Raw genomic sequence first — 13,153 nt, forward strand, 5'->3', positions numbered from 1 at the left:
ACTCTGCAGGTGGCGGAATTCAACATTTGACAAATTCATGACCTATTCCGTCAAGGAGATCTTTTATACCCTGCAGGGCGAAGGTGGGAACGCTGGCAGAGCCGCCGTATTCTGCAGATTCGCAGGGTGCAACCTGTGGTCCGGTCGTGAGGCCGACCGCGATACCGCCCAGTGCACCTTTTGCGACACTGACTTTGTGGGCACTGACGGCTCCGGAGGAGGGAAATTCGCCACGGCCGCGGCGCTGGCGACCGCCATCGCAGGCTTTTGGCCAGCCACTGCAGCAGGCAAGCGACTGGTGGTTCTGACCGGCGGAGAACCGCTGCTGCAGGTAGATTCGGCTTTGATTGCCGCGCTACACAGCTTTGATTTCGAGATTTCAGTGGAAACCAATGGCACGGTGGAAGCGCCTGAAGGTCTTGACTGGGTGTGTGTCAGCCCCAAGGCGAACACTGAACTCAAAGTGCGCGAGGGGCGTGAACTGAAAGTGGTGGTGCCGCAAGCTGGCCTGGATCTCGATGCGTTGGTCGAGCTCCCTTTTGACCGCCACCTCCTGCAACCCATGGATGGCCCCTTGCTGAAGCAAAACACTCAGTGGGCGATTGAATATTGCATGCGAGACCCTCGCTGGCGACTCAGCGTACAAACACACAAGATGGTTGGAATTCGATGAGGTTTGAACTGAGCCAGAAGTTCTTTTTCGACGCAGCCCACACGCTTCGTCGAGAGATTGAGGCCGAGCCCAGCCGGCGAATCCACGGCCATACCTACCAGGTTGAGGTGGGGATTGTGGGTACTAAAAACGAGGCCACTGGCATGGTGTTCGATCTCGGCTTCCTGCGCCGAGACATCGCCGTTCTTCGCGACGAACTGGATCACCGTATGCTGGACGAGGTGATTGGGTTGGGAACGCCAACGCTTGAGAATATCTGCCTGTATATCTCTCAGCGGCTTCAAAGCTCCGCAAGCCTGCAATATGTGAAGGTTTGGCGTGAGTCCATCGGCGACTCCTGCACCTTGCGATTGAGTTAGTCGCTGGAAGGCTCTGCGGAATGATTTCCGCAGAGTTTGGAAGCACCTTGGCCTCAGCGGCCCTGGCTTCAGGCCGTCTTGATCAGTTGGTTGGTCACCTGGAGCATGCGCTCAAAGCCACCTGCCATGGAGCCATCGGTGTAGTAGCGACCGGCGATGCCCAGAGCTGGCGTGCCTTCGACTTTGTAGGCTTCCTGTAGCTGCACAGCACGGCGGACCTTGCTGGCAACGCCGAAGGATTTGTAGGCTTGCTCAAACTTGGCGCGGTCCACGCCCTGCTCTGCGATCCAGGGAAAGAGCACGTCTGGTTTGTCCAGGCGTTTACGCTGAACTTGCAGGGCCTCAAACACTTTGCCATGCACCTTGTCTACCGCGCCAACGGCCTCCAGGGCGTAATAGATTCGTTGCAGTGGTTCGAAGCTGCTTTGGAAACCCACGTGCTCCAGACGCACCACGACGTTTTTCGGTGCGGTTTTCTTCCAGGCATTGAACACTGGCTCGAAGTGCATGCAGTGCACGCACCCGTAGGAAAAGAATTCGATCACCTCGACCTGACCAGCCGGCACATCAACCGGAGCCTTCTGGCTGAGTTCCACGTAGCCCTTGTTGCTTTGCGCATAAGCTGGCAAAGCCAAAAACCCAGGGAGCGCCGCCACTGTGGCGCCAAGGGCAAATTCACGACGTTTCATAGAAAGAAGCTCCATTTTCAACAGGCTGTCAGAGCCAGTTAGGGACCCGGGAGTTCCGTAACTGGCTTGTTCAGGCGAGATTATTGATGTTTTTTGGATGGCTCGTGCGTTTGGTCCCCTTCCGAAAGGACTGTGAACCTAGCTGAACCGTGCAGCGCGATACCCCCCGCCCCTGGTCAGACCTGGCGAAGTGGAGCCCGCGCGCGGGCCCGCCACTTTGAATCGCGATGTGACATCTGCCAAGGCATGATGCAAATTTTGATGCAAATGCATTAAGCCCCCGCTGTCGCGTGCCTCAGAGCCTTGGGAGGAAGGCTAGAAATGGCGCGAGAGAGGTCAATAGTCCCCAGAGAGAAGCCACATGCCACTCTTGTTCACTAAGCATCCTGATCAAATGGTGACGCTGCTGACCCTCACCCCAGCCCTCTCCCGCCTGCGGGAGAGGGAGTAAAACCCCAGCGAAGCTCTAATGGGCGCGGAGCAGGCTTTTCCTGTGTGACGAGGGGCTTGGAACAACGCTGGGTCCGACGGTGACGCCGCTGGCCCTCACCCCTACCCTCTCCCGCCTGCGGGAGAGGGGGCAAAACCTCAGCGAAGCTCTAATGGCCGCGGAGCAGGCTTTTCCTGTGTGACGAGGGGCTTGCAACAACGCTGGGTCTGACGGTGACGCCGCTGGCCCTCACCCCTACCCTCTCCCGCCTGCGGGAGAGGGGGTAAAACCTCAGCGAAGCTCTAATGGCCGCGGAGCAGGCCATACGGGGCCACCGCGGAGCTGGCTTTGCCAGGCCGCCAGTGGCGTCCCCCTCAGGGGGATGGCGCGTAAGCGCCTCAGGGGGAGCCTCTACTTCTGCACCCTGACCAACGCAGAATCAAACCCATTGCCGTCCAGGCGTTCCTTCACTCGGTCGGCAGCGTCCTTGTTCTGGAAGGGGCCTACGCGTACTCGGTAGACGGTGCGTCCGGCCTGCTCGCGCTCGGTCACCCGTGATTCGACACCCATCAAGGACAGTCTTGCACGCTGAGCCTCCGCATCATCGCCATTGCGGAAAGCGCCGGCCTGCACGAAGTAGGAGAAAGGATCCACGGCTGTGGATGAGTTGCCTGCGCGAGCAGCCGCCAGGTCACCCAAAGGGTCCGCTGAAGGAGGTTTGGCCGCAGCAGGTGCACGGGAGGCTGGTGCAGTTGCCGGTGTGCGGGCGACTGTGGCAGACGCCGCGGCTGCTGGCTTTTCTGCGGTGCGCTCAGTCCGGGAAGGTGGTTTGACTTCAGCGGGCGCCGGGACCGCCACGGCAGGAGGGGCGATCTGAGGCGAAGGGATGACCTGCGGAGCAGGCTCAGAGGCTACCGTGCCGCTGACCGCGGGCGCTGGTTGACGGCCGGTATTGCGGCCGCGCAGTGCGCTGTTGGGATCCCAGTCCTTGTTTTTCTCCGCTTCTGCGGCGTCTTGGCCGCTGGTACGCGAGGAGCCCTTGTTGACGAAGGGCACGGGCACCTTGGCCACATAGATAGCTACACCCAGCGCCACCGCCAAGCCCACCATGACGCCAAGAATGACGCCCAGGAACGTGCCCCCGGACTGAGAACGACCCCGAGAGGCACGCAAGCGATAGAACGACGAAAGTGGCATACGGGGCAAGAGAGCGCCGCCAAGGTCCGGGGCGCGCTCAGTGCGCGACAGCCCTGGTGTGGCTTGCTCCGCAGCTTCCTGTTTAAGTGGGTTCATGTCGCTGATAACCGTTTACATCTTGGTGGGGGCAGACACGCCCAGCACCGACAGGCCATTGTGCAACACCTGGGCAGTGGCGGCGACCAGGGCAAGCCGGGCTTTTTTCACGGACTCATCATCCACCAGAATCCGCTCCGCGTCGTAGTAGCTGTGGTAACTGGCTGCCAATTCGCGCAAATAGAAGGTGATGTCGTGTGGGGCGAAGTCCTGGGCAGCGGCGACCAGTACATCCGGGTACTTGGCGAGTTGCAGCATCAAGGCCTGAGCGGCAGGGGTGTCCAGTGGGGACAAATCTGCATCCAGCAAACTGCTCACATCGCTGCCCCAGGCGCCCAGTACCGAGCAGATGCGCGCATGGGCATATTGCACGTAGTAGACGGGGTTGTCGTTGTTCTTGGCAACGGCGAGATCAATATCGAAGGTGTATTCAGTGTCTGGCTTGCGCGAGAGAAGGAAAAAACGCACGGCATCGGCGCTTGTCCATTCGATCAGGTCACGCAGGGTGACATAGCTGCCCGCGCGCTTGCTGATCTTCACTTCCTGCCCACCCTTGACCACGCGCACCATGGTGTGCAGCACGTAATCGGGGTAGCCCACGGGGATACCGACACCGGCCGCCTGCAGGCCGGCGCGCACGCGGGCAATGGTGCCGTGGTGGTCAGTACCCTGAATATTGACAACCTTGTGATAGCCGCGCTCCCACTTCGTGATGTGATAGGCCACATCTGGCACGAAATAGGTGTAGCCGCCATCAGTCTTGCGCATGACGCGGTCTTTGTCATCACCGTAGTCTGTGGTTTTAAGCCACAGCGCGCCGTCTAGTTCGTAGGTCTTGCCGGCTTCGATCAGGCGCTTGACTGTGGCCTCCACGCGCCCGCTGGAATAGAGGCTCGACTCCAGGTAGTACTCATCGAACTTGAGGCGAAATGCCTGCAGATCCTTGTCCTGCTCGTGGCGAAGATAGGCGACGGCAAACTGACGAATGCTGTCGCGGTCGTCTACGTTGCCGCTGGCGGTAAAGCTGCGGTCATCGGCTTGTACGGTTTTTCCGGCGAGGAAATCAGTGGCGATTTCGGCGATGTAATCACCGTTGTAAGCCGCCTCTGGCCACTCTGCATCGCCTGGTTTGAAGCCGCGTGCCCGCAGCTGCACCGAATTGGCCAGCGTTTCGATCTGCACACCAGCGTCGTTGTAATAAAACTCGCGATGTACGCGCAGGCCCTGGGTTTCCAGCAGATTACAGATGGCATCGCCCAACGCGGCCTGCCGGCCATGGCCCACATGCAGCGGACCCGTGGGGTTGGCGGACACAAATTCCACCAGCACTTGCGCCTGGCCTTCCGGCTTGGAGCCGTATTGCGCCTGCTCCTGCATCACTTGGCGCACCACCTGCTGCTTGGCTGCAGGCGTGAGGCGCAGGTTCAGAAACCCCGGGCCCGCGATCTCGATGGCGGACACCCAGCGCGCGAATGCCGGCGTGGCTTCCAGCGCTGCCTTGAGCTGCTCGCCCAACGCACGCGGATTCATTTTCAGGGGTTTGGCCAGTTGCATGGCCGAGTTGCAGGCAAAATCGCCATGTGCGGCCTGCTTGGGAGATTCGAACGCAGCTTGCGCGCCCGCTCCCGGGACCAGTTTTTCAAGCTCTACCGCTAATGCGGCGAGCAATTCGTTCTTGACGGATGACATCGGCTGATTTTACCGGTGGCATCGGGCATGATCCTAGGAGGCTGTCGGATTTGGAGCGCCAGAAGCGAAAATGGGTCCCAGTAAGGACAGTTTTCTGCGATAAGCCGCCCCTTGGATTCGCAGGCCGATAGTCGGCTATGGGTCAAGAAGCCGAAGAAAAATGGACCGCTGCGGCCCATTTGCGGCCGGCGACTTCCAATTGCGACAGCCCCCTAACTATGAGCGATAGACACCAAAGTACACCCAGTATTTCCTGCGTCATGCCGGCCTACAACGAGGCCGGCGGCTTGGCCGCGGTCGCCGAGCGGGTGTTGGCAGCGCTGAAGGCGCTGTCCCCTCAGGTGGAAATCATCATCGTGAATGACGGCAGCCGGGATGACACCAGCGCCATCGCGCGGCGCCTGTGTGCAGAGCACCCGCAACTGCGGCTCCTGGATTTGTCCCGGAATTTCGGAAAGGAAGCGGCGCTGACGGCAGGGCTTGAGGCTGCATCAGGAGATGTGGTCATCCTGATGGATGCAGATGGTCAGCATCCGGTGAGCTTATTTCCCGACATGCTGGAAAAATGGAGACAAGGCAGCGACGTGGTTTACGCGGTGCGGCGTTCACGTGAGGACCAATCAGGTATCCACAAGCGTTTGGCGAACCTCTTTTACTCGCTCGTCAACTTTGGCAATCAGGTCAAGATTCCAGCCGGTGCCGGCGATTTCCGCCTGCTGGATAGGCAGGTGGTGCGCGCACTGAATTCTTTGCCTGAGCGCCATCGGTTCATGAAGGGGCTCTACGCCTGGGTGGGCTTTCCCTCCATCGCCATTGACTACTTGCCGCTGGAGCGAGAGGGTGGTCAAAGCAATTTCCGGCTACGGGGTGCCCTACGCCTGGGTGTGACAGGGCTGCTGGCGTTTTCATCTGCTCCGCTTCGCGCGGTGGGCTTTCTAGGCCTGCTGCTGTCAATGTTGTCGCTGGGCTACGGCGCCTGGGTAGTGATTGAATATTTCTGGCTGGGTATCAGCGTGCCTGGCTATGCGACTCTGGTGGTCGGCATGATGCTGCTGAGCGGCGTTCAATTGACAGCCATTGGCTTGCTGGCCGAATACGTGGCGCGCATCTACGATGAAGTCAAACAACGCCCGAACTACCTGGTGGCGGCAAGGATCGGCCAAGGTCTGAGCGGAGAAAAAGCGCAGACTGATAAATGACAAGGCTCACCACATTGGAAGCCTGGTCGCGCTAGAACGGGTTCTTAGAAAACCTCAGAACCCCGAGTCAGCCGTATACCTGCCACCTGCAGCTGATCGGCAAAAGCCGGACTCGCCAGAAACTCTAATTCGCGTACCCGGGCCGGGCCGATCTCATCGCCAGGCTCGGCCTCTGTGGAAGGGTGGCACATCAATACAGCGCCATCGGGGGCTTCGGCCAACCATTGAGCCATGTGACGCGCATATAACCCAGCCTTGGCGTCAAATCCGTAGATGCCAGAAAGCGCCTGGCTCACGGGCACCCCCGCACGGCCAGAGGCGGCGGTCAGCGCGTTGGCTCCCAGGGCGGAGATGATCTTGCTCTTGAGGCCGAGCCGCTGCCCAGCCGGCCGCGACACTCGAAGCCAGGGTGATTGCGCGCCGTAGCGACGAGCCAGCACTTCTATCAAAGCCTGCCGGATACCGGCGAATTGCTGCACGTGTTGATGGCCATCGATATGGTCGGGCGGCGCTGCCCAGGCAGCCTCGAAGGCGTCAAGCTGCCGTTCGATCTCACCCTGCGCCGCCCTCTTATCGAAGCCGCCCAGCAGCGCGCGGCGCATCGCCGCCCCCAATGCCATGCCATGGCCTGCGGTTTGCGCGAAAGCGCTGGTCCAGTCAAGGTGCAGGCCGACATCGAGCGAGCCCCGCAGCTCAGCCAAGCGCCGCGCATCTTCCGGCCAACGTGGAGCCAGCACCATGGCACTGGTTGCGTTGAGAACGCGCTGGCGACCTAGCTGGATCACGGCATCCGACACGCCGGCACTCATGCCGTAGTCATCTGCGCACAGCACAATGCGCTTTTCAACTTCCAAGGGTCGGCCTGAGACGGCGTGCACAAGTCCCTCGTGCCCGCCTTGACCGCGCGATTCATTCACACTCTCTGACTCCATAGCGGCGCCACTCATTGCCGGATCACGGATCACTGGGGAGGGTCTTCATGAAGGGGGCGTACGTCCTTGGCCTCCAAGCGTGCCAGAGGTGAAACACCCACCCGCCATGCCCAACCGCGCCCAATCCAGTGTCCGCCTTCGGGGAGTGTGTGCGCCGGAAAGACTTCAACAATGCGCGGGCTCCGCAAATCCTCGGGCGATAGCCAGGGGCTGGTGCTGGGGTCGCCGTTGATCATGACCTTCGGGCGCTCCGGCAGGCGCAGGGCCAAGGCCCCGGCGATGGCGGATCTACCAGCGATGACGTCGATCGGCCCACCCAACACCGGGTGTGCCTGCTGAGCCAGACGGTCTGCCAGAGCTTGAGAAGGGAAATGCTGCCAATGGTGGGTTTTATAGCTCCGCAGCCCCTGGGGCGATGTGGCCCAGAACTGCAAGAGGACCACGGCCTGAATTACGCCGAACGCCACCCAGGCCGCTCGCAATGCAGCAGATGTGCCCAGGGATTTCACGGTTTCGGGTGCCAGAGCAAGAGCGGCTGGCAGCGTCCAGAGGGCGAATGCCGTACCCCAATGCATTTGCAGGTCAACGCCCAGGCCCAACCCCAGCAGCAGCATGAAAAGAAGCGGAAAAAGACCCCACAGCCACCAGAATTCGCGCCAGTAAGCCGGTGGCGCTGGGACGGATTGGCTGGGTGAACTCAGCTCCTGATCTCCGCTGGCTGAGCTACCCAAAGATTCGCCCTGCTTTTTCATCATCCGACGGGCGGACCAACCCAGCGCGGAGGCCAGCACGATCCACGCCGGCAACGAGCGATTAAGCAACCAGTCGAGCGCCCACACCAGGGACGCCGCCATTCGCTTGGCCGGCGACAGGCTGACGCCGAGCGAGCTCTCTTCCGCGTAGCGCAGTGGTGCCCATTCGTGATGAATCAACCACATGAGATGCGGCAGGAAGATGGCTCCGGCAATCAGCGCCGCCAGAACCAAGCCCCAGCGATGCACAGGTTCACGCCACCAGCGCATGCGCAGCCACCACAAGCCAATGCAGATGCCGGCCAGGGCCATCTGGTATTTCACCAGCATGCCCATCCCCATGGCCACCCCAATGGCCACCCAGCCGAGCCAGCTGGCGCGCTGGGTCAGCCGCCAGGTCATGAGAACGCACACCGCAATGGCCGGCATCATGACCACGTTGTGGTTGTAGTAATAAAGCCGCTGGTTATAGAAGGTGATGCACAGCGATGCCAGCAGCAATATGGTGGCGATGCGCGGGCCGTGCACCTGCCGCAATAAATGCCAAAAAATGGCGTGAGCGCCCAGAATGCAGCTCGCACCCAGCACATAGGTGAGCGCTGGCCCCTGTGGCACGAGCAGAGAGGCCGCCGCCAATAGCCAGGTGGGCAGTGGTGGGTGCTTGAAATACCCCCACTCAAGCGAGCTGATCCACACCAATTGCTCGATGTTGTCGATGGGCGGGGTAAGGGCACACCACGCCAACAGCAGCAGCCAGCCAGCCGCAAAGGCGCCTAGCAGCAAAGGCAGGCGAAACTCATTCAGAACCAGCGCTTCTCCGCCAATGGGGGCCAGGCCCTTACTGGCGCCAGAAACCATTATTTTCGACATTCAGCAACTTTACACATATTCACGTAAATGACGGATTGTGCCAAGCTCGGGTCGACACGGGAAGGCCTATACCCCTTTAGTTGTCAGGCGAACGGTTTCCAGGCCCGAAAGGCGCTGATATGAAAAAACGAGAGAAGCGCTTGGGTCATGTGAAATGGTTTGCCAACGGCGTTGGCGGCTCACCGCGCCAGAAGGCAGGATCTCCGTAGCGCGCACGCAGGAAGTCCACCCAAAGCCTTACGCGCAATGGTAAATGCTTGGTGGGGTGCGGCAAGATGGCGTAGATGCCATTGGGCAATGCCGCGAAAGCCTCCAGCACGGGGACGAGCCGGCCAGTGGCAATTTCTTGCTCCACCTCCCAGATGCTGCGCCAGGCGATACCGTGCCCGGCCAGGCACCAGTCATGCAGAACCTGACCATCTGAGCAATCCAGCGGACCACCCGGACGAAGATAGGTCACTTCACCTTGTTCGCTGAAAGCCCATCCGCGGGTCTGGGAAGCGTCACTCGACAGCACAAGACAATCGTGCTGCGCAAGCTCTCTGGGGTGCATGGGCGTGCCATGGCGTAGAAGGTAATCTGGCGTTGCCACGCACAAGCGCCGGTTGTCGGCCAACCTCACGCTGATAAGTGAGGAATCAGGCAGATCGCCTACGCGTACCGCGCAGTCATAACCTTCCCCCGCCAGATCGATGACGCGGTCAGAGAGATTCAGGGAAATGCGCAGACGCGGGTGCTGGGCGTGAAATTCCGGCACCAGCGGGGCCACATGACGGCGCCCGAAGCCAGCCGGCGCGGTAATGCGCAGGTGCCCACTGGCCTGTAACCCTCCGGCGGATACGCTGGCCTCCGCGCCCGCTACCTCCGCCACGATACGTTGGCAATCGTCCAGGAAAGCCGCACCTTCATGCGTGAGGGCGATACGACGGGTGGTGCGAATGAGCAGCTTGACGTCCAGGTGTTCCTCCAGCGCATCCAGCCGCCGGCTGATCACCGCCGGCGCTACGCCCTCTGCCCGAGCGGCAGCGCTGAGGCTGCCCCGCGTAGCCACGGAAACAAAGGTTTCAAAGGCTTTGAGCTTGTCCATGGGCAAATTATGCGGAGAAATTGCTCACTTTTGTCTTTTAGTTAAAGGTTTTTCTATTTTTAGATGTCTTTTGTGCGGAAAACAAATCGAATATTATTTGACGTCCCATCCAGAAGAGTTGATTCATCTCTCTTCACAACCATTTGATTCAGCATGACTTCACGCACCAAGATCCACGACCTGCAAGTCGCCACCGAACTCTTCGACTTTCTCAACCAGGAAGTCCTGCCTGGCGTGGGTGTTTCCCAAGGTGATTTCTGGCAGGGATTTTCTACCCTCGTGACCGAGCTGGCACCCAAGAACGCCGCCTTGCTGGCCGAGCGTGATCGCCTGCAGAAGGAGCTGGACACCTGGCATGGCGCCAATCCAGGCCCCATCAAGGACATGCGTGCCTACCGCGCCTTCCTGGAAGGCATTGGCTATCTGGTACCTGATCCCGGCAAAGTGCAGATCACCACAACCAATGTGGATGAGGAGCTGGCCCTGCAAGCCGGCCCGCAACTGGTGGTTCCCATCCTCAATGCCCGTTACGCGCTCAATGCCGCCAACGCGCGCTGGGGCAGCCTGTACGACGCGCTCTACGGCACCGACGTGATCCCGCAAACCAAAGGCTTGGAAAAAGGCGTCAAGTACAACGCCCGCCGGGGCGCCAAAGTCATTGAATGGGCGCGCCATGTGCTCGACCGCACCGCGCCGCTGAAGAGAGGTTCCCACGTAGACTCTACCGGCTACGTGGTGAAAGACGGAGAGTTGGTGGTCAAACTCAAGAGCGGCAAGAGCAGCAAGTTGGCCGACAACAGCCAGTTTCTGGGCTATCAGGGTGAGGCCAAGGCACCTGCTTCGGTCTTGCTGGTGCACAACGGCCTGCATCTGGATATCCGCATCGATCACAAATCGCCCATTGGCAAGAACGATCCGGCCGGGCTCAGCGACCTGGTGGTGGAAGCAGCCGTCTCGACCATTCTTGATCTCGAAGACTCCGTGGCCGCAGTCGACGCGCAGGACAAGGTGATTGGCTACCGCAACTGGCTGGGCATTCTGAATGGCACTTTGACCGAGTCATTCAAGAAGGGCAGCAAAACCTTGACGCGCGGTCTGAACCCTGACCGCGTCTACACCGCGCCAAACGGCAAAGCCAACGTCACGCTGCACGGCCGCTCGCTGATGTTCGTGCGCAATGTGGGCCACCTGATGACCAACCCGGCCATTCAGTGGAAGGATTCGGCAGGCCAGTGGAAAGAGATCCCGGAAGGCATCATGGATGCCGCCGTGACCACCGCCATCGCCATGCATGACCTGCAGGGCAAGGGTGCGAATGGCATTCGCAACTCACGCACCGGCAGTGTCTACATCGTCAAACCCAAGATGCACGGCCCTTCAGAAGTGGCGTTTGCCAGTGAGCTGTTTGGCCGGGTCGAGAAAGTACTTGGCCTGCGCGCGAACACCGTCAAGCTGGGCATCATGGACGAAGAGCGCCGCACCAGCGTCAACCTGAAGGCCTGTATTGAGGCTGCCAAGGCGCGCGTGGCGTTCATCAACACCGGCTTCCTCGATCGCACGGGCGACGAGATGCACAGCTGCATGCAGGCTGGCCCCGTCTATCGCAAAGGCGATATGAAGACCAGCGCCTGGATCCAGGCCTACGAACGCAACAACGTACTGGTTGGCCTGGCTTGCGGCTTGCGTGGCAAGGCGCAGATCGGCAAGGGCATGTGGGCTGCACCTGATCTGATGGCGGAAATGATGAAGCAGAAGATCGGCCATCCAAAAGCAGGGGCCAACACCGCCTGGGTGCCCAACCCTACGGGAGCCGCTCTGCACGCCATGCACTACCACCAGGTGTTGGTGAGCGATGTGCAAAAGCAACTTGAAAATGAGCTGGCGCAAGCCAACGCCAAGGCTCTTCGCGATGAGCTGTTGACCGGTCTGCTGACCATTCCCGTGGCGCCCGAGGCCAAGTGGACACCCGCCGAGCGCCAACAGGAGTTGGACAACAATGCACAGGGCATTCTGGGCTATGTGGTGCGCTGGGTGGACCAGGGCGTGGGTTGCTCCAAAGTCCCTGATATCCACAATATCGGCCTGATGGAAGACCGCGCCACGCTGCGCATCTCCAGCCAGCACATGGCCAACTGGCTGTTGCATGGTGTGGTGACCAAGGCTCAGGTCAAGGCGACTCTTGAGCGCATGGCGGCACTGGTGGACCAACAGAACGCGGGCGACCGTCTCTACCGGCCTATGGACGGAAACTTCAAGAAGTCTGCGGCGTTCAAGGCTGCCTGCGACCTGGTGTTCAAGGGTGTCGAGCAGCCAAGCGGGTATACCGAGCCTTTGCTGCATGCATGGCGGCAGAAGGTGAAAAGCGGCAAGGCTTAAAGCCTAAGCCCATCAAAAACGGCGCCCGAGGGCGCCGTTTTTGATGGCAGATCTTTTTACTCTTGAAAGCAGGTTCGCATCAGGCGCGGACGCTGCCCTGCTTTTGCTCCCGCTTGGATTTGCATGCCACGCAGTGCTGGGTCATGGGCTCAATCTTCAGGCGCTCAAATGGAATAGAGCAACCGCATTCATCGCATTCGCCGTAACTGCCGTCCTCGATCGCTTCTAGCGCGCGATCGATGCGAATCAACTCTTGTTCATCCAGCGAGGTGAGCGCTTGATCGACTTCCCGTGTCTGATTGGCCAGCCGTGCGTTGTCATCTTGGGACACGCTGCCTGCGGTATTTTCGGTTGGCGCCAAGTTGGCGATGTTTTGCTCCATCTGCCCAGCCAGCTCCTTGCGGCGAGCCAGTAGCTGGTCTTTCAACTCATTCAGCTGAGGTGCAGTCAAGGTCAAATTCTGGGTCATGGGGATGTCTCCTGATAGGGATATGTAGCGTCAACGCTGATCCCCCACCATAACATCCGCTTTAAGAGCCTGTCCTTGATCTTTGCCAAGCCAAAAGGTCAAGAACCTTAATCCCCCTAAAGCCGATGGCCATGCACACGCAAGGCTTCGGCGACGATGGGCGACAGGCTGGTGCTCGCCTCTCCTGCGTAGCCCACGATTGCCCGGCGCATACGCGGCTCCCAGTACAAGAGGATGTGATTGGCGATGCTGTCCAGCGCTTCCTCTCGATCCGGCAGGGATTCGAAGAATTGGCCAATGCGGTTGGCCATGTTGGCAAGGTTTTCAGTGTCCAT

General features: G+C 60.1%; 12 protein-coding genes. 4 read left to right on the forward strand and 8 right to left on the reverse strand.

The window, feature by feature from the left end:
- Positions 1-37 precede the first annotated feature (37 nt).
- Both queE and G518_RS0132430 read left to right on the forward strand, forming a co-directional pair.
- Complete coding sequence (queE, locus tag G518_RS0132425; protein WP_028606008.1) at positions 38-673, forward strand: 7-carboxy-7-deazaguanine synthase; 636 nt, start codon at positions 38-40, stop codon at positions 671-673.
- On the forward strand, positions 670-1,032 hold the full coding sequence (locus G518_RS0132430) for a 6-carboxytetrahydropterin synthase (protein WP_028606009.1): 363 nt from the start codon (positions 670-672) through the stop codon (positions 1,030-1,032). The genes queE and G518_RS0132430 overlap by 4 nt, the downstream gene beginning before the upstream one ends.
- Before the next feature lie 68 nt (positions 1,033-1,100).
- Here G518_RS0132430 and G518_RS0132435 read toward each other — a convergent pair whose 3' ends face one another.
- The 3 genes from G518_RS0132435 to argS form a co-directional block, all read right to left on the reverse strand.
- Positions 1,101-1,721: a thiol:disulfide interchange protein DsbA/DsbL gene (locus G518_RS0132435; RefSeq protein ID WP_028606010.1), complete on the reverse strand. Its 621-nt coding sequence runs from the start codon at positions 1,719-1,721 to the stop codon at positions 1,101-1,103.
- 841 nt (positions 1,722-2,562) lie between these two features.
- On the reverse strand, positions 2,563-3,444 hold the full coding sequence (locus G518_RS0132440) for an SPOR domain-containing protein (protein WP_342663797.1): 882 nt from the start codon (positions 3,442-3,444) through the stop codon (positions 2,563-2,565).
- Between the two features lie 15 nt (positions 3,445-3,459).
- Positions 3,460-5,133 carry an arginine--tRNA ligase gene (gene argS, locus G518_RS0132445; protein WP_028606012.1) on the reverse strand — a complete coding sequence of 558 codons (1,674 nt, stop codon included), beginning with the start codon at positions 5,131-5,133 and terminating at the stop codon, positions 3,460-3,462.
- Between the two features lie 218 nt (positions 5,134-5,351).
- Between argS and G518_RS0132450 the strand changes: the two genes are divergently transcribed.
- The gene (locus G518_RS0132450) at positions 5,352-6,332 is read left to right on the forward strand and encodes a glycosyltransferase family 2 protein (protein ID WP_028606013.1); all 981 of its coding nucleotides are present in this window, start codon (positions 5,352-5,354) and stop codon (positions 6,330-6,332) included.
- A 44-nt stretch (positions 6,333-6,376) separates the two neighbouring features.
- Here the strand turns inward: G518_RS0132450 and G518_RS0132455 are convergent, their stop codons facing one another.
- The 3 genes from G518_RS0132455 to G518_RS0132465 all read right to left on the reverse strand — a co-directional run bounded on the left by G518_RS0132455 (position 6,377) and on the right by G518_RS0132465 (position 9,973).
- Positions 6,377-7,249: a ChbG/HpnK family deacetylase gene (locus G518_RS0132455; protein WP_245598233.1), complete on the reverse strand. Its 873-nt coding sequence runs from the start codon at positions 7,247-7,249 to the stop codon at positions 6,377-6,379.
- A 44-nt stretch (positions 7,250-7,293) separates the two neighbouring features.
- The gene (locus G518_RS38055; protein WP_084652495.1) at positions 7,294-8,886 is read right to left on the reverse strand and encodes an ArnT family glycosyltransferase; all 1,593 of its coding nucleotides are present in this window, start codon (positions 8,884-8,886) and stop codon (positions 7,294-7,296) included.
- 145 nt (positions 8,887-9,031) lie between these two features.
- Entirely contained in the window at positions 9,032-9,973 is a 942-nt protein-coding gene (locus tag G518_RS0132465) for a LysR family transcriptional regulator (protein WP_028606015.1), read from the reverse strand.
- A 153-nt stretch (positions 9,974-10,126) separates the two neighbouring features.
- Here G518_RS0132465 and G518_RS0132470 point away from each other — a divergent pair, with 153 nt between their 5' ends.
- Positions 10,127-12,349 carry a malate synthase G gene (locus tag G518_RS0132470; RefSeq protein WP_028606016.1) on the forward strand — a complete coding sequence of 741 codons (2,223 nt, stop codon included), beginning with the start codon at positions 10,127-10,129 and terminating at the stop codon, positions 12,347-12,349.
- A gap of 79 nt (positions 12,350-12,428) precedes the next feature.
- Here the strand turns inward: G518_RS0132470 and G518_RS0132475 are convergent, their stop codons facing one another.
- Positions 12,429-12,818 carry a TraR/DksA family transcriptional regulator gene (locus G518_RS0132475; protein WP_036596906.1) on the reverse strand — a complete coding sequence of 130 codons (390 nt, stop codon included), beginning with the start codon at positions 12,816-12,818 and terminating at the stop codon, positions 12,429-12,431.
- Between the two features lie 116 nt (positions 12,819-12,934).
- Positions 12,935-13,153, reverse strand: coding sequence for a formate dehydrogenase subunit delta (locus tag G518_RS0132480; protein ID WP_028606018.1), 219 nt, complete (start codon positions 13,151-13,153; stop codon positions 12,935-12,937).

Source organism: Ottowia thiooxydans DSM 14619, from assembly GCF_000422885.1.
Lineage (GTDB): Bacteria > Pseudomonadota > Gammaproteobacteria > Burkholderiales > Burkholderiaceae_C > Ottowia > Ottowia thiooxydans.

Excerpts from the sequence above, each read along its gene's own strand:
- queE (WP_028606008.1), top strand. The coding sequence starts at position 38 with ATGACCTATTCCGTCAAGGAGATCTTTTATACCCTGCAGGGCGAAGGT.
- G518_RS0132430 (WP_028606009.1), top strand. The coding sequence starts at position 670 with ATGAGGTTTGAACTGAGCCAGAAGTTCTTTTTCGACGCAGCCCACACG.
- G518_RS0132435 (WP_028606010.1), bottom strand. The coding sequence starts at position 1,721 with ATGAAACGTCGTGAATTTGCCCTTGGCGCCACAGTGGCGGCGCTCCCT.
- G518_RS0132440 (WP_342663797.1), bottom strand. The coding sequence starts at position 3,444 with ATGAACCCACTTAAACAGGAAGCTGCGGAGCAAGCCACACCAGGGCTG.
- argS (WP_028606012.1), bottom strand. The coding sequence starts at position 5,133 with ATGTCATCCGTCAAGAACGAATTGCTCGCCGCATTAGCGGTAGAGCTT.
- G518_RS0132450 (WP_028606013.1), top strand. The coding sequence starts at position 5,352 with ATGAGCGATAGACACCAAAGTACACCCAGTATTTCCTGCGTCATGCCG.
- G518_RS38055 (WP_084652495.1), bottom strand. The coding sequence starts at position 8,886 with ATGTCGAAAATAATGGTTTCTGGCGCCAGTAAGGGCCTGGCCCCCATT.
- G518_RS0132465 (WP_028606015.1), bottom strand. The coding sequence starts at position 9,973 with ATGGACAAGCTCAAAGCCTTTGAAACCTTTGTTTCCGTGGCTACGCGG.
- G518_RS0132470 (WP_028606016.1), top strand. The coding sequence starts at position 10,127 with ATGACTTCACGCACCAAGATCCACGACCTGCAAGTCGCCACCGAACTC.
- G518_RS0132475 (WP_036596906.1), bottom strand. The coding sequence starts at position 12,818 with ATGACCCAGAATTTGACCTTGACTGCACCTCAGCTGAATGAGTTGAAA.
- G518_RS0132480 (WP_028606018.1), bottom strand. The coding sequence starts at position 13,153 with ATGGACACTGAAAACCTTGCCAACATGGCCAACCGCATTGGCCAATTC.